Annotated in this window: 7 protein-coding genes; all 7 read left to right on the top strand. The window is 73.8% G+C overall.

Annotated features, from left to right (window positions below):
- Positions 1 to 88 precede the first annotated feature (88 nt).
- The 7 genes from ABZ805_RS08595 (at position 89) to ABZ805_RS08565 (ending at position 18,361) form a co-directional block, all read left to right on the top strand.
- Positions 89 to 1,720, top strand: a complete 1,632-nt coding sequence (locus ABZ805_RS08595) for an FAD-dependent monooxygenase (protein WP_358436372.1) — start codon at positions 89 to 91, stop codon at positions 1,718 to 1,720.
- Positions 1,721 to 2,238: 518 nt separating this feature from the next.
- The gene (locus tag ABZ805_RS08590) at positions 2,239 to 4,572 is read left to right on the top strand and encodes a nitrate- and nitrite sensing domain-containing protein (protein WP_358436369.1); all 2,334 of its coding nucleotides are present in this window, start codon (positions 2,239 to 2,241) and stop codon (positions 4,570 to 4,572) included.
- A gap of 7 nt (positions 4,573 to 4,579) precedes the next feature.
- Complete coding sequence (locus ABZ805_RS08585; RefSeq protein ID WP_358436367.1) at positions 4,580 to 5,008, top strand: roadblock/LC7 domain-containing protein; 429 nt, start codon at positions 4,580 to 4,582, stop codon at positions 5,006 to 5,008.
- Positions 5,009 to 5,010: 2 nt separating this feature from the next.
- Entirely contained in the window at positions 5,011 to 5,373 is a 363-nt protein-coding gene (locus ABZ805_RS08580; RefSeq protein ID WP_358436363.1) for a DUF742 domain-containing protein, read from the top strand.
- Between the two features lie 16 nt (positions 5,374 to 5,389).
- A complete protein-coding gene (locus ABZ805_RS08575; protein ID WP_358436360.1) occupies positions 5,390 to 5,953 on the top strand; it encodes an ATP/GTP-binding protein in 564 nt (187 codons plus the stop codon).
- A 1,396-nt stretch (positions 5,954 to 7,349) separates the two neighbouring features.
- A complete protein-coding gene (locus tag ABZ805_RS08570; protein ID WP_358436357.1) occupies positions 7,350 to 16,289 on the top strand; it encodes an SDR family NAD(P)-dependent oxidoreductase in 8,940 nt (2,979 codons plus the stop codon).
- The gene (locus ABZ805_RS08565) at positions 16,286 to 18,361 is read left to right on the top strand and encodes a beta-ketoacyl synthase N-terminal-like domain-containing protein (RefSeq protein ID WP_358436449.1); all 2,076 of its coding nucleotides are present in this window, start codon (positions 16,286 to 16,288) and stop codon (positions 18,359 to 18,361) included. Before ABZ805_RS08570 ends, ABZ805_RS08565 begins: the two co-directional genes overlap by 4 nt.
- Positions 18,362 to 18,401: the final 40 nt, after the last annotated feature.

Here is an 18,401-nt window from a genome sequence, read left to right as displayed (position 1 = left end):
GCCTAAGTCACCGCTCGTTGACTTGTTGCGGGCGGTGTGGCTACCGTTCAAGTCACCACTTGTTGACTTGTGTTCCGAGGAGCCGACCATGCCGCAGCCGAACCGCGACCACCCGGTGCTGATCGTCGGAGCGGGACCGACCGGGCTGACCGCGGCCGTCGAACTGTCCCGGATCGGCGTGCCCGTCCGGATCATCGACCGCGCCACCGAACCGCCGGCCACCTCCCGCGCGCTCGCCGTGCAGGCCCGCACCCTCGAACTGCTGCACCCGCGCGGCATCGGCGCTGAGATGCAGCGGCTCGGCAACCGGGCCCGCGCCACCGCCCTGCACGGGCGCGGCAAGCGGCTCGCCACCGTCGAACTGGACCGGATGCCCAGCCGGTACAACCACATCCTGCTGCTGCCGCAGTCCGAGACCGAACGCCTGCTGCGCGAGCGGCTGCACCGCCAGGGCGTGCGGGTGGAGCGCGGCGTCGAGCTGCTGTCCTGCGAACAGGCCGCCGACGGCACCGTGCGCGCCGTGCTCGCGAAGGCCGGTGGCGAGCCCGAGGCCACCACCGCCGGGTGGCTCATCGCCGCCGACGGCGCGCACAGCGGGGTGCGGCACGGGCTCGGGCTGCCGTTCGAGGGCGCCTCGCTGCCGCAGCGCTACGTGCTGGCCGACCTGCACGTGGACGGCGAGGTCCGGGAGGACGAGCTCTCGGTGTTCCTCGCCGCCGACGGGTTCGTCGCCGCGTTCCCCCTCTCCGGCGGCCGGTTCCGGTTCATGGCCGTCGACCCGCGGCCGCAGGACGAGGACGCCGCCGCGCCGGGGCTGGGGAAGCTGCAGGAGATCTGCGACCAGGTGCTGCCGATGCCGGTGCGGCTGCACGGCATGCGGTGGAGCTCCCGGTTCCGGATCAACAGCAGGCACCTCGACTCGCTGCGCCACGGGTCGATCTTCTTCGGCGGCGACGCCGCGCACGTGCACAGCCCGGCGGGCGGGCAGGGCATGAACACCGGCATCCAGGACATGATCAACCTGTGCTGGAAGCTGGCGATGGTGCACCACGGGCGGGCGCGGCCCGAACTGCTCGACACCTACCAGGCCGACCGGCTGCCGGTGATCGGTGCGATCGTGCGGGCCACCGACACCGCCACCCGCGTCGTCAACTCCACGAATCCGGTGCTGCACCAGGTGTTCACCCGCATCGCGCCGATCGCGCTGGGCACCGCCGCGCTGCAGGGCAGGGCGACGGCGGCCATCGGCGAGGTCGCCGCGCACTACCGGGACAGCCCGATCTCGGCGGGCGGCGGCGGGCTCGGCCGGCTCCGCGCCGGGGACCGGGTGCCGGACGCCGACGTGCTGGTCGTCGAGGACGGTGCGGTGGCGGTGGAATCCGAGCGGCTGCACGAACTCCTCGACATCGACCGGTTCACCCTCCTGGTCGGCGATCGGGGTGCCGACCTCGCGGCGATCGCCGAGCGGCTGGCGCCGTGGCGGGAGGTGCTCACCGTCCGGCACGCGGTCCCCGCGGCCGCGCAACCCGCGCTGCGCGGAACCGATTCAGCGACCGTGCGCGACCTCGCGGCGCGGCCCGGGCTGCTGCTGGTTCGTCCGGACGGGTACCTCGCCGCGGCCGCGCGCACCGCCGACCCGGGGCCCGTGGCGGACTGGCTGGCGCGCTGGCTCCCTGCCGCCGATCGTGCGAAGCCGGTTGCGGCCGAACGGGTGAAATAACGGGGCGCATTCCATTGGACCGAATGCGGAAATGAACCGCGCACCCGCTCGATTTCCGGGTGTGCATTCCGTGTCCGGTTCCGCCGGAAGGGTGGGCAGCACGCCGGCGGTGCCGGGCTGAAGAGCGGTCCCGGGGTCTGCAGGGTCCCGGGACCGCTTTTCGCGCGTTCGAGGACGGAACGTTTTTCGCTGTGCTCCCAACCGAAAGCGCAGCGTGACGTAGGTCGATGTGGGCGTGGTGAACGACTCCGGGGCCGATCACCGGTCCCCTGATCATCTTCCGTTAAAGTGTCTCGCGCAGGGGGGAATGCACTTCCGCTCGTGCTCTGCAGGAGCGGAAGACGACGGTGTGTGGAAGGAGCCGTGTCCCCGGGAAGACGCCTGTTCAGGCCATCTATCGGCGAGACCTCCTGCCCGTTTCCACCAGGGCGGACGAGTTCGGCGGCCCAGGCCGCGCCCGCTGGGACGCGCGCGTTCCCGCAACACACCACGTCAGATGACCGACAACGTGGAGCGCTGTGAGCACAACAGATCCCGACAACGTCACCAAGCCACCTGGTGAACCGCAGAGCACCTCGGAAAGATCGATCCGTTCCAGCCTGACGCTGGCCGTCACGATCCCCTGGATCGTGGTGCTGGTGCTGTGGCTCGTCTGGTGCGCCACGTTCGTCACCGATGGTGTCTACACCAGGGTGATCGGTTCCGGCGTCCGGCAGGTCTCCCTGCCCGCGGTGACCGCGCTCGACGCGCTGCAGTCCGAACGGCGGCTGAGTCAGGACGTGGCCTCCGGCGGGACCACCGACCAGACCGAGCTGCGCGACCAGCAGGCGCGGACCGACGCCCAGCTGAGCCGGATGAACGAGGCGATCCAGGCCGCGCTCAGCACGGCGCCCGCGGAGATCGCCGGTCCGGTCGACAAGCTCAGCGGTGAGCTGGGCAAGCTCGACCAGGTCCGCGGCAGGCTCGCCAACGGGCAGGTCTCGTCGGCCGAGGTCACCGACTACTACGACGGCATCTTCGACATCGCCACCGACCTGTTCGACACCCAGTCCCGACTGGTGCCGGACTCGGAGACGGCGCAGGGCGGTATCGCGGGTACGGCGCTGTTCCGTTCCACCGACCTGATGTCCCGGGAGTCGGCGCTGGTCTCCACCGCGCTCACCACGGGGCAGCTCACGCCGGAGCAGCACCTGCAGCTGCTGCGCCTCAACGGCTCGTACCACTCCGAGCTCGAGAAGAACATCTCGTACCTGAAGCCCTCGGTACAGGCGCGCTACCAGCGGCTGATCACCGAGAACCCGGACTGGGCGCGGCTCGTCTCGGTCGAGAACTCGATCATGCAGGGCGGCCCGGGCAGCGACCCGACCGACGCGGGCGTGTCGCTGGAGGAGTGGCAGCGGATCACCCAGGCCGTGAACCGCGAACTCACCTCGATCACCAGCGAGCAGGTCGACCTGCTGTCCGCGCAGACCGTCGAAGACGGCGACAGCGCGATCGCCGTGGCCGTCGCCGGTGCGATCGCGGCCGGTCTGTTCTCCCTCGGCTTCTTCTTCTGGACGCGCCGCCGGTACCGGTCCGTCATCGACGGCTCGCTGCTGCCGCGTCTGCAGCGGCTGAGCGCGGAAGCCCGCGACCTGGCCGAGAAGACGCTGCCCTCGATGATGTCCCGCGTCCGCGCGGGCGAACGGGTCCAGGTCGAGTCCACCTCGCTGCAGGGCTACGGCAACGACGAGATCGGCCAGGTCGCCGACGCCTTCCGCGCGTTCCAGCAGGAAGCGCTGCAGGCGGCGGTCAACGAGGCCGACACCCAGCAGGGCGCCCTCACGTTCTACATCGGACAGACCCGGCGCGTGCAGTCCGCGCTCGGTCCGCTGCCGCAGCGGCTGGACGCGCTGCTGCAGAACGAGGAGGACCCGGACCGGCTCGGCGCCCTGTTCGCGCTCGACGAATCGGTCACCCAGGCCCGGCACGTCGTGGAGAACCAGCTGGTGCTCTGCGGCGCCGCCCCCGGCCGCCGGTGGAGCAGGCCGCGCGACCTCACCGAGATCCTCCGCGCCTCCGCCGCCGAGACCAAGCACCACGACCGGCTGCGGCTGGGCCACGTGCCCAACGTCAGCGTCACGCCGGGTGTCATCGGCGACATGCTGCGCATGTTCGCGGAGCTGTTCGCCAACGCGGCCTCGTTCTCGCCGCCCGGCACCGACGTGCACGTCGAAGCGGTCTCCGTCGGCAGCGGTCTCGTCGTGCAGATCTCCGACCGCGGCGTGGGCATGACCCCGGACGCGCGCACCAGCGCCAACGAGACCATGAAGAACCCGCCCGGGTTCGCCTCGCTGGTGAAGATCGGTGACCGCGGTGAGCAGCTCGGCCTGTTCACCGTCGCCCAGCTCGCCGAGCGCAACGAGTGGGTCGTCGAGTTCGGCACCTCGATCTACCAGGGCGTGCGGGCCGAGATCTTCATCCCGCAGGCGCACATCGTCACCGAGGACGACGAGGAGCGCCGCGACTCGTGGAGCGGGGACGTGCCGGTGGCCAAGGCGGGCGCCCCGGCGCAGCCGCTGCCCACCCGGGTGCCGTCGTCCGCGGCGAGCACCGTCGTCGCCGAGCCGGTCGTGCGGGAACCGCAGCCCGACACGACCCCCAGCGCGAGCACGGAAGGCACGAGCATGGAACGACCGCCGCTGCCGCAGCGGGTTCCCTACGCCGACCTGCCAGCCGGGTTCGGCGAGGACGAGCCGACGGATCGGCAGAGCGCTCCTGAGTTCGCACCGGGATTGATGACTTTCTTCAACGCCGACCGGCGCTCCCGCGACGATTCCGGCAAGCCCGATTCCGACGACGACGTGCAGTGAGGAAAGCGTGAACGAACTGATGAACTCCCGGAAGCCGGACCTGGACCTGGCCTGGCTCCTCGATCAGATGCTGGACAACGTGCCGGACACGTTGCACGCGCTGGTCCTCACCCATGACGGCCTGCCCGCGGCGTTCTCCAAGAACCTGGACCAGGACCGGGCGGACAAGATCTCGGCGGCCTGCGGCACGCTGCGCGCCACCAGCAAGGCGCTCAGCTACGAGCTGGAGGGCGGGGACATCGACATGAACCTGCTCGCCACCGAGACGATGTCCATGTACGTGCTGGCCGTCGACCCGCGCAACTCCGTGCTGGTCGTCGCAGGCCGCAGCGTCGACGCGGAGCAGCTGCAGTACGAGATGCGTCGCCTGATCAAGAACGTGGGTGAGCGGCTCGGCAAGGGCGCGCGCAACCCCGTCGGTGCGGAGAAGCATTGACCGTGCCCGATTCCGACGCGTGGTACGACGACGACGCCGGCCGGATGGTGCGTTCCTACGCGCTGACCGGCGGCCGCACCCCTGACGCGGCCATCAACCTGGACCGGGCGACCCAGGTCGTGGCGACGCTGGCCGACACCGGCCGCAGCGCCGCCTCGACGCCCGAGCACGAGGCCATCCTGGAGCGCTGCGGCGCCCCGCAGTCGATGGCGGAGCTGTCCGCCGGGCTGGGCCTGCCGCTGGGCGTCATCCGGGTGCTCTGTTCCGACCTGCTCGAACACGGATCACTTGCGCGTTCCCGCATGGTGCAGCCGCGCGATCGCGATATCTTGGAGGCAGTGCTTGCCGGACTCAACAGGCTCTGACGGCGCCACGCCCGTGATGCCCGACTCGGTGAAGCTCGTCGTCGCAGGCGGTTTCGCCGTCGGGAAGACGACCTTCATCGGATCGGTCAGCGAGATCACGCCGCTGAGCACAGAAGAGGAAATGACCGAGGCGAGCGTCGGCGTCGACGACCTCACCGGTACCGAGACCAAGCGCACCACCACGGTCGCGCTGGACTTCGGGCGCATCACGATCTCGCAGGAGATCGTGCTGTACCTGTTCGGCACCCCGGGGCAGGCGCGGTTCGGTTCGCTGTGGACGGAGCTGTCCACCGGTGCCATCGGCGCGGTGGTGCTGCTGGACACCCGCAGGCTGGCGATGGGCTTCCCGTCCATCGACTTCTTCGAACGGCGCGGGATTCCGTTCGTCGTGGCGGTGAACTGCTTCGACAACACGGAGTTCTCCTACACGGAGGACGAGGTCCGCACCGCCGCCGCGATGGGGGCGGAGACCCCGATCATGTTCTGCGACGCGCGGGACCGGGAGTCCAGCAAGAAGGTGCTCGTGACGCTCGTCAAGCACGCCTTGCAGCAGCGGGACCTGGCCGCCGCGGCGGGCTGAGGTACTGCGCGGGAGGGATGGGGCCGGACCTCGGCTCCATCCCTCCCGTGCTTTCCGGGTGGCCTGCCGGCGTCCGCCGGGCGCGATTCCAGTGGTCTCGGTGCGTGCTCGCCGTCGCGATTTCGGTGCGTCGATTACTCCGAGATCAACGCTGTTGCTCCGTTCGGATCAAGCACTATTCGGGATCGGCCCAAGAAATCGGATCCCGGGTTACTGCGAGTTCTTGGTGCCCTGGTCCGAATGGTGCACGAATGCAGCTCCGGCGGGGCCGTTCACCTGCGCGGATAAGGTGCCGGTCGTCACAGTGGAATTGGTGGACGGGTACCCGGATGGAGGTTGCTTCGGTGGGGTCGTGACGGCCGGTGCGCAACAACTCGGAAGATAATTTCATGCTTGACAAATGGGGTAGTCCGATCGAATGATTGGTTGGTGTTCGCAGTTCGTCCAGCGCCTGAACGGGGGGCGTCTGGTCGGACCTGCGAGCGCGTGCATCCGCGCTGCTGCGGGTCATTTCGGGTGCGTCCGCTCGCGGCGGAGGGTTGGGACATGTGTGAGAGGGGCTCGCCGAGCCCGCACGGCGGTGGTTCGGGTGCCGCCGGTGGGCGCTGCGGCTCGACCGGACGTCGCGCGAGCGGAGCGAGTGCTCGGCGCTCGTCGTCCGGAGATCGTCGGGAAGGACTGTTCGTACTGGTGGAAGCGCTGTCGGGGCGTTCCTGCCGGGAGAGCGGTGCGGTCGGCCCGGCAGTGGGCGCCGAGTCGCCCGGTCCGGTCGTGGCGCGGCGGGATCGCGTGCCGCGCCGCGGCTCCGGAGCGGTCCGGTGCCGGGTGCCGGGCGTCCGCGTCCCGGTGGGCCCGCCGCCGGGCGCGTCCCGGTGGACGCGGTCGGGCCGGTGGCGGAAATCGTTCTCGCCGCAATCATCGGAAAATTCGTCCGACGTGCTGATGCCGACGTGGAATCTGGTCCGAGTATCGTCGATGGCCGTCGTGGGAGCGGTGGCCGACGTCAATTCTTCGCGCGTTCCCCATTGTCGATGTCGAAATGAATTCGAATCCGCCACGATGTTCCCTCCGTGGTGCCGGAAACCGTCCGGCCGGGCCCCGACCAGCGATCTTCGGTCGGCAGGGGAGGGGCTCGGGTGAGTTCCCCCGGCCGCCGGATCGTCGTTCTCCTCTCGGGTCGCCGCGCGGTTCGGCGCGGCGGATCACCGCCGATACCATGATCAACTCTTGAATTCGCGCCGACGGTCGTCGCACACCGCGGACTGAGCGCGCGTGGTCTCGCACCGCCACGTCCGGGATTCGCCATCCCGGTCGTGCGGTGCGGTCATGCCTGTCCGCCGACGGCCCGGAGCACCCAGAACCCGCCTCCTCCTATTCGACAGGGGAACGACCGACGTTGGACCAGACATTCGCGCCTCCGCTGCTGTTCACCGGTGCTGACCTGGACTCCCTCCGCGACCGAGCCGGACGCATCGGTGCGTGCCTGCAGGACCCGGCGCTGGAGCCCCGCGACGTCGCGGCGGCCCTCGCCCCCGGTGCGCCCGGCCCCGCCCGCGCCGCGCTCGTCGCCGCCACCCGCGCGGACGCCGCGCGCGGCCTGGCGGCGCTGAGCGCCGGCCGCCCGTTCCCCGGACTGTTCACCGGAGTCCCGCAGCCCTCGCCGGTCGCCTTCCTGTTCACCGGCATCGGGGTGGAGTGGGCGGGCATGGCGGCACCGCTGCTCGCCGCGCACCCCGAGTTCGCGGAGGTCGTGGACCGGGTGGACGCGGTCGTGGCGCCCGCGCTGGGCCGTTCCTTGCGCACCGTCCTCGAAGCCGGGCCCGGTTCGCCGGAGGCGGCGCTGCTGGAGCGGATCGACTGGGCGCAGATCGCGCTGTTCACCCTGCAGGTCGGGCTGTGCGCGGTGCTGCGCGAGCGCGGCCTCACCCCGGCGCACGTGCTGGGGCACTCGGCCGGCGAGCTGGCCGCCGCGCACGTCGCGGGCGTGCTCGACCTGGACGACGCCGCCCGGTTGCTGGTGATCCGGGCCCGGCTGATGCGCACCCTGCAGGGCGGCGGCGCGATGGTGGCGCTGCAGGCGGGGGCCGACGAGGTCGCCGCCGAGCTCCGCGAGCTCGCCGCCGAGGTGTCCGTCGCCGTCGTGAACGGCCCCCGAGCCACGGTGATCTCCGGGGCGGCGGACCCGGTGCTGGAGGTCGCCGCGCGGTTCGAAGAACTCGGCCGCGGGGTCAAGTGGCTCGACGTGGACATCGCGGTGCACTCGAACCAGGTCGACCCGATCCTGGCCGAGCTGGCCGACGGCATCCGCGACCTGACCTTCACCGCGCCCCGCGTGCCCGTGGTGTCCGCCGTCGCCGGTGCCGCCGACGACTCGGTCGCCGACCCCGGCTACTGGGTGCGCAACCTGCGCGAGCCGGTGCGGTTCGCCGACGGCATCGGCTGGCTGCACGGCCAGGGCGTGCGCACCTTCGTGGAGATCGGGCCGGACGCGGTGCTGACCTCGATGCTCGCGGACTGCGTGCCCGCGCACGACGACGTGGAATCGGTGCCGCTGCTGCGCAAGCGGCGTCCGGTCGCCGACTCGCTGGCCACCGCCGCGGCCCAGCTGCACGTGCGCGGCGTCGACCTCGCCCCGTTCGCCGCGCTGCCGGAACCGTCCGGGCACGCGCTGCGGTGCGCGGGGTTCTGGCGCGACGGCGGGCCGCTGCCCGCGGGGCACGCCGCGGCCGAACGCGACCCGGCCGGGGCGGCGGACCTCGCCGAACTGGTGCACGCGCACGCCGCGGGCGTGCTCGGCAAGGCCACCCCGGAGGAGGTCGACGCGGGCACCAGCTTCCGCGAGCAGGGCTTCGACTCGGCGGCCGCCGTCGAGTTCTGCGCGCTGCTCAACCGGGACGCGGGCCTCGACCTGCCGGTGGCGGCGCTGTTCGACTACAGCACTCCCGCCGCGCTGGTGGACCACCTGGCGGGGCTGCGCGACGGCGCCCCGGCGGTGACCACCGGTGCCGCGGACCGCACCGACGCCGACGACGAACCGATCGCGATCGTCGGCATGGGGTGCCGGTTGCCCGGCGGCATCGCCTCGCCCGAGCAGTTCTGGGACGCGCTGCTGGCCGAGCGGGACGCGGTCTCGTCGTTCCCGACCGACCGCGGCTGGGCGGCGGACCTGTACGACCCGGACCCGGACCGCGGCGGCCGGACCTACGCGTCCGCGGGCGGATTCCTGCACGACGCCGCGCTGTTCGACGCCGAGTTCTTCGGCATCTCCGAGTACGAGGCGCAGACCATGGACCCGCAGCAGCGGCTGCTGCTGGAGGTCTGCTGGGAGGCCGTGGAGCGCGCCGGGATCGTCCCGGAATCGCTGCGCGGCAGCCGCACCGGCGTGTACCTGGGCGCCACCGCGCAGCCGTACGGGCCCGCGCTGGACGAGCCGGCGGGCGCGCTGGACGGGTTCGTGCTCACCGGCACCACGCCGAGCGTGATCTCCGGGCGGGTGGCCTACCAGTTCGGCTTCCACGGCCCGGCGCTCACCGTGGACACCGCGTGCTCGGCGTCGCTGGTCGCGCTGCACCTGGCGGTGCAGTCGCTGCGGCGCGGCGAGTGCTCGATGGCGATGGCCGGTGGTGCGGCGGTGCTCGCCACGCCGGGGATGCTGGTGACCTTCGCGCGGCAGCGCGGGCTCGCCGCCGACGGCCGGTGCAAGGCGTTCGCGGCGGACGCGGACGGCACCGGCTGGGGCGAGGGCGCCGGGGTGCTGCTGCTGGAGCGGCTCTCCGACGCGCGGCGCAACGGGCACCCGGTGCTCGCGCTGGTGCGCGGCTCCGCGGTGAACTCGGACGGCACCTCGAACGGGCTGACCGCGCCGAACGGGCTGGCCCAGCAGGAGGTGATCCGCTCGGCGCTGGCCGGCGCGGGCCTCGAACCGTCCGAAGTGGACGCCGTGGAGGCGCACGGCACCGGAACGCGGCTCGGCGACCCGGTGGAGGCGCGGGCGCTGCTGGCGACCTACGGCGCCGACCGCGCCCCGGACCGCCCGCTGCGGCTCGGCTCGGTGAAGTCGAACGTCGGGCACACCCAGACCGCGGCCGGGGTCACCGGCGTGATCAAGATGGTGCTGGCGCTGCAGCACGAGGTGCTGCCCCGGACGCTGCACGTCGACGAGCCCTCCTCGCACGTGGAGTGGGACGCCGACCGGATCGCGCTGCTCACCGAGCGCGCGCCGTGGCCGCGCGGCGCCGTCCCGCGCCGGGCCGGGCTGTCCGCGTTCGGCATCAGCGGCACCAACGCGCACGTGATCATCGAGGAGGCGCCGCCGGTCGAGGCGGAGCCCGCCGCGGACGACGACGGCGTGGTGGCGCTGCCGCTGTCGGCGAAGACCGCTCCCGCGCTGGCCGAGCAGGCGCGCCGGTTCGCCGCGCACCTCGCCGCCGCGGACCGCCCGTCGCTGCGGCAGTGGTCCCGGGCGATGGCCCGGCGCTCGTCGTTCCCGTGGCGCGCGGCCGTCGTGGGCGGCTCGGCCGCGGAGCTCGTCGCCGGGCTCGGCTCGCTCGCCGAGCAGCGGCCCGCACCCGGCGCCTGGTCCGGTCGCGCCGTGGACGGCCGCACCGCGGTGCTGTTCTCCGGGCAGGGCAGCCAGCGCGTCGGGATGGGCGGGCGGCTGCATGCCGAGCACCCGGTGTTCGCGGCGGCCTTCGACGAGGTGTGCGCGCTGTTCGACGCCGAGACCGGCGGTGACCTGCGCGCGGTCCTCGCCGAGGACGAGCGGGCCCTGACCCGCACCGCCTGGGCGCAGCCCGCGCTGTTCGCCGTCGAGGTGGCGCTGTTCCGGCTGCTGGAGTCCTGGGGGCTGCGCCCGGACGTGCTGCTCGGGCACTCGCTGGGCGAACTGGTCGCCGCGCACGTCGCCGGGATCCTCGACCTGCCGGACGCGGTCCGCGTCGTCGCCGCCCGCGCCCGGCTGATGGAGGCCGTGGACGTCGACGGGACGATGACCGCGCTGGAGGCCACCGAGGACGAGGTCCGCGCGGTGCTCGCCGAGCACCCGGACGGGATCGCCGTCGCCGCGGTGAACGCGCCGCGCAGCACCGTGGTGTCCGGCCGCCGCGAGCTCGTCGAGTCCGTCGCGGACCGGTTCACCGCGCAGGGCCGCCGGAGCTGGCCGCTGCGGGTCAGCCACCCGTTCCACACGCCGCTGATGGCGGGCATGCTCGACGAGTTCGCCGCGGTGCTGGGCACCGTGACGTTCCGGCGGCCGCGGCTACCGGTGATCTCCAACGTCACCGGGGAGCTCGCCGACGAGCGCATGTCCGCAGTGGACTACTGGCTGGAGCACGTGCTCGGGGCGGTGCGGTTCGCCGACGGGGTGCGCACCGCGCGCGAGCTCGGCGCCCGCACCTTCGTCGAGGTCGGTCCGGGCGCGGCGCTCACCGTGCAGGCCCGCGCCTGCCTCGCCGAGCTCGACCCGGCCGCGGCCGTGGCGGCGACGATGCGCCAGGGCCGGGACGAGACCGCGGCGCTGCTGCACGGCGTGGCGCAGCTGCACGTGGCCGGGCACCCGATCGACTGGGACGCCGTCGCCGGTCCCGGGAACGGCGCGCTGCCGCAGCTGCCGACCTACGCCTTCCAGCGCAAGCACTTCTGGCTCACCTCCGCGGGCCGCAGCACCGGGATCGCCGCGCCGCCGCCCGCACCGGAGACGCCCGCCGTCGACGGCCTCACCGGCGAAGACCGGCGGGCCCGGCTGCTGGAGCTGGTGCTGGAGCAGACCGCCGCGTGCCTCGGCACCAGCGAGCAGGACCGGGTGGAACCGGGACTGACGTTCTTCGAGACCGGGCTCGGCTCGGTCGGCCTGCTGGAGCTGCGCAACCGGCTGGTCGCCGCCACCGGGCTGGAGCTGCCCGCCGCCGCGGCCTACGACCACCCCACGCCGCGCGCGCTGGCCGAGCAGCTGGACCGGCTCGACCCCGCCACCCGGCAGCGGGCCGAACCGGTCGCCCGCACCGAGGTCGTCGAGCCCCGGCCCGCCGACGAAGGACCGGAACCGATCGCGATCGTCGGCATGGGCTGCCGCTTCCCCGGCGGCGTCACCACCCCCGGTGAGCTGTGGGACCTGGTCGCCGAAGGCCGCGACGTGGTCTCCGAGTTCCCCACCGACCGCGGCTGGCCCACCGGGCTGCACTCGACGGACCCCGAGCAGCCCGGCACGACCTACTGCACCCGCGGTGGATTCCTGCGCGACCCGGCGATGTTCGACTCCGACTTCTTCGGCATCGCCCCGCGGGAGGCGCTGGTGACCGACGCGCAGCAGCGGCTGCTGCTGGAGACCTCGTGGGAGGCGTTCGAACGAGCCGGGATCGACCCGATCTCGTTGCGCGGCAGCGACACCGGGGTCTTCGTCGGCATCACCTACCAGGACTACACGCCGCGCTGGGTGGACCGGCCGCGCGCGGTCCGCAACCACGAGGGCTACCTGCAGAGCGGCACCGCCAGCAGCATCGCCACCGGGCGGCTGTCGTACTTCTTCGGCTTCGAAGGGCCGTCGATCGGCATCGACACCGCCTGCTCGTCCTCGCTGGTGTCGTTGCACCTCGGGGTGGAGGCGCTGCGCGGCGGGCAGTGCTCGTACGCGCTCGCCGGTGGCGCGACGGTGATGCCGACGCCGCAGCCGTTCGTCGAGTTCTCCCGGCTGCGCGCGCTGTCCCCCGACGGCCGCTGCAAGTCGTTCTCCGCGGACGCCGACGGCACCGGCTGGGGTGAGGGCGCGGGCGTGCTGCTGCTGGAGCGCCTGTCCGACGCGCAGCGCAACGGGCACAAGGTCCACGCCGTGGTGCTGGGCACCGCGGTCGGCGCCGACGGGGCCTCCAACGGGCTCACCGCGCCCAACGGGCTCGCGCAGCAGCGCACGATCCGCACCGCGCTGCGCACCGCGGGCCTCTCCGGCCGGGAGGTCGACGTCGTCGAGGCGCACGGCACCGGCACCAAGCTCGGCGACCCCATCGAGGCGCAGGCGCTGGTCGAGACCTACGGCCGCGACCGCGCCCCGGACCGGCCGCTGTTCGTCGGCTCCATCAAGTCGAACATCGGGCACCCGCAGACCGCCGCCGGCGTCGCCGGGGTGATCAAGCTGGTGGAGTCGTTCCGGCACGGCGTGCTGCCGAAGACGCTGCACGCGGACGAACCGACCCCGCTGATCGACTGGCCCAGCAGCGGGCTGTCGCTGCTCGCCGAGCAGCGGTCCTGGCCCGCGACCGACGGCCCGCGCCGGGCCGCGATCTCCGGGTTCGGCATCGGCGGCACCCTCGGGCACGCGATCCTGCAGGAGCCGCCCGCCCCCGCGCGGCCCCGCCCGGCCCCCGCCGGTCGTCCCGTCGCCTGGGTGCTGTCCGGGCAGACCGCCGCCGCCCTGCAGGACCAGGCGCGGCACCTGCTGGAGCACCCCGAGCTGGACGCGCACCGGGTCGCGGACGTGGCGCACACCCTCGCCCGGCGCACCGCGTTCCGCTGGCGCGGCGTCGTCGTCGGCTCCTCCGTCGAGGAGCTGCGCGAAGGGCTGGAGCTGCTGGCGCGCGGGCGCACCGGGACCGGCGTGTGGTCCGGTCAAGGTCGCGACGCGGCCGCGGTCACCGCGTCCGGGCCGCTCGACGATCTCGCCCGGCGGCACGTGGACGGCGCGCCGGTGGACTGGACGGCGGTGTTCCCGACCGGCGAATTCCTCGACGAGCTGCCGACCTACGCGTTCCAGCGGCAGCGCTACTGGCTGGAGCTCGACGCGGTGGAACCGAGCACCGGGCACCCGTTCCTCGACGAACCGCTCGAACTCGCCGACGGATCGGGGGCGGTCGTCGCCGGTCGCGTGTCGGTGGCCGCCGAGGCGTGGCTGGGCGATCACGTGCTGCGCGGCGACACGATCTTTCCCGGCACCGGGCACGTGGAGCTGGCGCTGCGCGCCGGGCGCCGCCTCGGCTGCCCGCGCCTGGTCGAGCTGACCCACCACAGCCCGCTGCTGCTGCCGGGCGACGGGCACCGCCGCATCCAGGTGTCGGTGGGCGCACCGGGCGCGGGGGAGCGGCGGCCGCTGAAGATCCACTCCGCGCCCGCGGAGGGATCGGAGTGGACGCTGCACGCCTCCGGTGAGCTCGGCCCGCACGCCGAACCGGCCGCCGCCCCGGCCGTGCAGTGGCCGCCGCCCGGCGCGGAAGCCGTGGACGTCGCGGCCATGTACGAGGGCTTCACCGAACGCGAGTACGAGTACGGGCCCGCCTTCCGCGGGGTGCGCGCCGCCTGGCGCACCGGCGACGAGGTCACCGCCGAGGTGGCGCTGCCCGCCGACGTGGCCCGGGACGCGGGCGAACTCGTGCTGCACCCGGCGCTGCTCGACGCCTGCCTGCACGCGATGGGCGTGCTCGACGACGGCGACGACGTGCGGGTCCCGTTCGCCTGGAGCGGTGTCACCGCCACCGACGGCCCGGCCGCCGCCGAAGTGCGGGTGCGCCTCACCAAGGTGCGGCCGGACACCGCGACGCTCGTGGTCGAGGACCGCACCGGGCGGCGGCTGCTGGCGGTGGACGCGCTGACCTTCCGCTCGCTGCAGGCGGGTGCCGGGGTGAACCTGCGCGACGTGCTGTTCGCCCAGGAATGGGTGGCCGTCGAGCCGCACTCCTGGCCCGCGTCCGGCGCGCCCGTCGTGGCCGAGGTCGGCGCCGACCCGGCGGCCGCGTTCGCCGCGCTCGGCCGCAACGGCGTGCTGCCGGAGCTGGTCGCCGTCCCGCTGCCGGAGTACGGCGCCGCGCGGATCGGGGACGACGGGCTGGCCACCGCGACCCGGGACGCGATCGGCTCCGCCCTGGAGCTGGTGCGGGCCTGGCTGGCCACGCCCGGCGCCGCGGCCTCCCGCCTCGTGGTGGTGACCCGGCAGTCCCACGCCGTCGACGGCGGCACCGTCGGCGACGCCGCGCACGCCGCCGCGGCCGGGCTGATCCGCAGCGCCCAGTCCGAGCACCCCGACCGGTTCGTGCTGGTCGACGTCGACGAGCACGACGGGCTCGCGGACGTCCTCGCGGCACTGCCCGACGACGAGCCGCAGCTGGCGGTCCGCGACGGCCGCTTCCACGCGGCCCGCCTCGCCCGCACCACCGGCGGCAGCGGCGACGTCCGGCTGGACGACGGCACCGTGCTGCTCACCGGTGGCACCGGTGGTCTCGCCGCCGAGATCGCCGCGCACCTGGTGACGGCCCACGGGGCGCGACGGCTGGTGCTGGCCAGCCGCCGCGGCCCGCGCGCCACCGGGATCGAGGAGTTGCGGTCCCGGCTGCTGGAGCTCGGCGCCGAGCAGGTGGATCTCGCCGCCTGCGACGCGACCCGGCGCGACCAGGTCGCCGACCTGGTCGGCTCGATCGACCCGGCGCACCCGCTGATCGGCGTCGTGCACCTCGCCGGGGTGCTGGCCGACGCGACGATCGGCGGGATGACCGCCGAGCAGATCGAGCGGGTCGCCGCGCCCAAGGTCGACGCGCTGGTGCACCTGCACGAGCTCACCGCGGGCGCCGACCTGCGGATGTTCGCGACGTTCTCCTCCGCGGCCGCCGCCGTCGGCTCCGCCGGGCAGGGCAACTACGCCGCCGCCAACGCCTTCCTGGAGGCGGTGACCGCGCAGCGCCGCGCGGCCGGGCTCGCGGGCACCGCGCTCGCGTGGGGCATGTGGGCCACCGAGGACGGGATGCGCGGGCAGGTCGGTGACGCCGACATCGCCCGGCTGCACCGCTCCGGGTTCCGGCCGATCACCGGCATCGAGGCGGTGACCGCGTTCAGCGCCGGGATCTCCGCCGACCTGCCGGTGCTGCTGCCGGTGCCGGTCGAGCGCGCGCAGCTGCGCAGGCTCGCGGGCAGCGGCGGGCTCCCCGCGCTGATGCGCGGCATCGCGCCCGCCGGGGCGGCGGGCGGCTCCGCCGGATCGCTGGCGGAACGGGTGCGCGGGCTGTCCGGGCAGGCCCGGCTGGGCGCGGTCGTGGACGTCGTCCGCACCCACGTCGCGAGCATCCTCGGCCACGGCTCCGGCGATCAGGTGGACGTGGACACCGCGTTCTTCGACATGGGCTTCGACTCGCTGTCCGCGGTGGAACTGCGCAACGAGCTCGCCGCCGCCACCGGGACGTCGCTACCGCCGACCCTGCTGTTCGACCACCCCGACATCACCTCCGTGGCCGAGCACGTGCTCGACCGGCTCGCCCCGGAACCGGCCGCCGCACCCGCACCGGCGGAACCCGAACCGGTGTCGGCCATCGCGGAGATGACCGCCGACCAACTCGTCGCCATGGCGCTGAAACAAGGTGATCGCTGATGACCGAGCAGCTCGTCGAAGCCCTCCGGGCCGCGTTGCTGGAGAACGAACGGCTCCGCGCCGAACAGGCGCAGCCCGCCGACGACCCGATCGCCGTGGTCGGCGTCGCCTGCCGCTACCCCGGTGACGTGGACACCCCGGAGCGGCTGTGGGACCTGGTGGCCGGGGAGCGCTGCGCCGTCGGCGACTTCCCCGCGGACCGCGGCTGGCCCGCGGACCTCTACGACCCGGTGCCCGGCCGGCCCGGCAAGTCCAACACCGAACGCGGCGGGTTCATCGACATCAAGGGCTTCGACGCGGAGTTCTTCGGCATCGAACCCGACGAGGCCCGCATGATGGACCCGCAGCAGCGGCTCATGCTGGAGGCGTCCTGGCACGCGTTCGAGCACGCGGGGATCGACCCGACCTCGCTGCGGCGCAGCTCCACCGGCGCCTACGTCGGGGTGATGTACAACGACTACACCGCGCGCATCGACGCGGCCGGGCTGAACCACGACGAGAACTACCTGACGAGCGTCACCAGCAGCGTCACCTCCGGGCGGGTGGCCTACGCGTTCGGGCTGGAGGGGCCCGCGGTCACCGTGGACACGGCGTGCTCCTCCTCGCTGGTGTCGGTGCACCTGGCGAGCAACGCGCTGCGCAACGGGGAGTGCTCGCTGGCGCTGGCCGCCGGGGTGACGTCGATGGCCTCGCCGTCGATGTTCATCGAGTTCAGCAAGCACGGCATCGCCGCCGACGGCACCTGCAAGGCGTTCGCCGCCGACGCCGACGGCATCGGCTGGGCCGAAGGGGTCGGGGTGCTGATCCTGGAACGGCTCTCCGACGCCCGCCGCCACGGCCGCCGGGTGCTGGCGGTGCTGCGCGGCAGCGCGGTCAGCCAGGACGGCGCCTCCAACGGGCTCACCGCGCCGAACGGCCGCGCCCAGCAGCGCGTCATCGAGGAGGCGCTGACCCGCGGCGGGCTCGCCCCCGCCGACGTGGACGCCATCGACGCGCACGGCACCGGCACCCCGCTGGGCGACACCATCGAGGCGAACGCCCTGCAAGCCGTCTACGGCCGGGGCCGTGCGGCCGAGCACCCGCTGTGGCTCGGTTCGGTGAAGTCCAACCTCGGCCACGCCCAGGCCGCCGCGGGCGCGGCCAGCCTGATCAAGATGATCTGGGCGATCCGGGAGGGCGTGCTGCCGAAGACGCTGCACGCCGAACGCGCCTCCACCGACGTGGACTGGCGCGGCGGGGGAGTGGCGCTGCTGGACGAATCGCGGCCCTGGCCGGACCGCGGCAGGCCGCGCCGCGCCGCCGTGTCCGCGTTCGGCATCAGCGGCACCCTCGCCCACGTCATCGTCGAACAGGCCGCGGAGCAGGACGTCCCCGCACCGACCGCGCCCGCGGGCACCACGCCGTGGCTGCTGGACGCCCGCACCGGGGACGGGTTGCGCGAGCACGCGGCCGCGCTGGCCGGGGCGATCGAGCAGGCCGGGGAGCCGTCGCCCGCGGACGTCGCCGTCTCGCTCGCGCCGCGCCGCGGATTCCCGTGGCGGGCCGCGATCCTGCCCCGCAGCACGCCGGACGGGGTGCGCGCGCTGCGCGAGCTCGCCGCGGGCGCGCCGGGTTCCGAGGTGCCGCTGGGCGACCGGACCGCGCGGGACGTCGCACTGGTGCTGCCGGTCGCGCTGCCCGGCAAGGAGCAGGTGGAGCTGGCCGCGGACCTCGCCGACTGGGGAGTCCGCCCGAACCACCTGATCGTCGCCGCCGAGGCGGCGGCGGTGGCGGCGGACATCGCGGCGGCCGCCGGGCTGGAACCCGATGCGGTCACCAGCACCGGGGACTGCGCCGGAGCGCTCCGGGAGCGCACCGCGGGCGGGACCTGCTCGGCGATCGTGCTCGGTGGTGAGCTCGCCGGGAACCCCGACGCGGTCGCACTGCCGCCGCACGGCGGGTCCGAAGCGTTGGAGCGGGTGCTGGCCTGGCTGCACGTGCGCGGCGTGCCCGTCGGCTGGCGCCGGACCGGTACCGGATCCCCCATCCCGGTGCCCGGGTACCTCTTCGCGCACCAGGAGTACTGGGTCTGACGCGCGCCTGCGGCGAGGGGCGCCATCGCCCCTCGCCGCA

Origin of the sequence: Saccharopolyspora sp. NPDC047091, assembly GCF_040643635.1 — a bacterium.
GTDB lineage: Bacteria > Actinomycetota > Actinomycetes > Mycobacteriales > Pseudonocardiaceae > Saccharopolyspora_C.
Note: the sequence above shows the minus strand (reverse complement) of the source record. Positions and strands in the feature narration are given on the sequence as shown.

Bases quoted from the DNA above. Each gene is read 5' to 3' on its own strand.
- ABZ805_RS08595 (WP_358436372.1), top strand. From the start codon at position 89: ATGCCGCAGCCGAACCGCGACCACCCGGTGCTGATCGTCGGAGCGGGA.
- ABZ805_RS08575 (WP_358436360.1), top strand. From the start codon at position 5,390: ATGCCCGACTCGGTGAAGCTCGTCGTCGCAGGCGGTTTCGCCGTCGGG.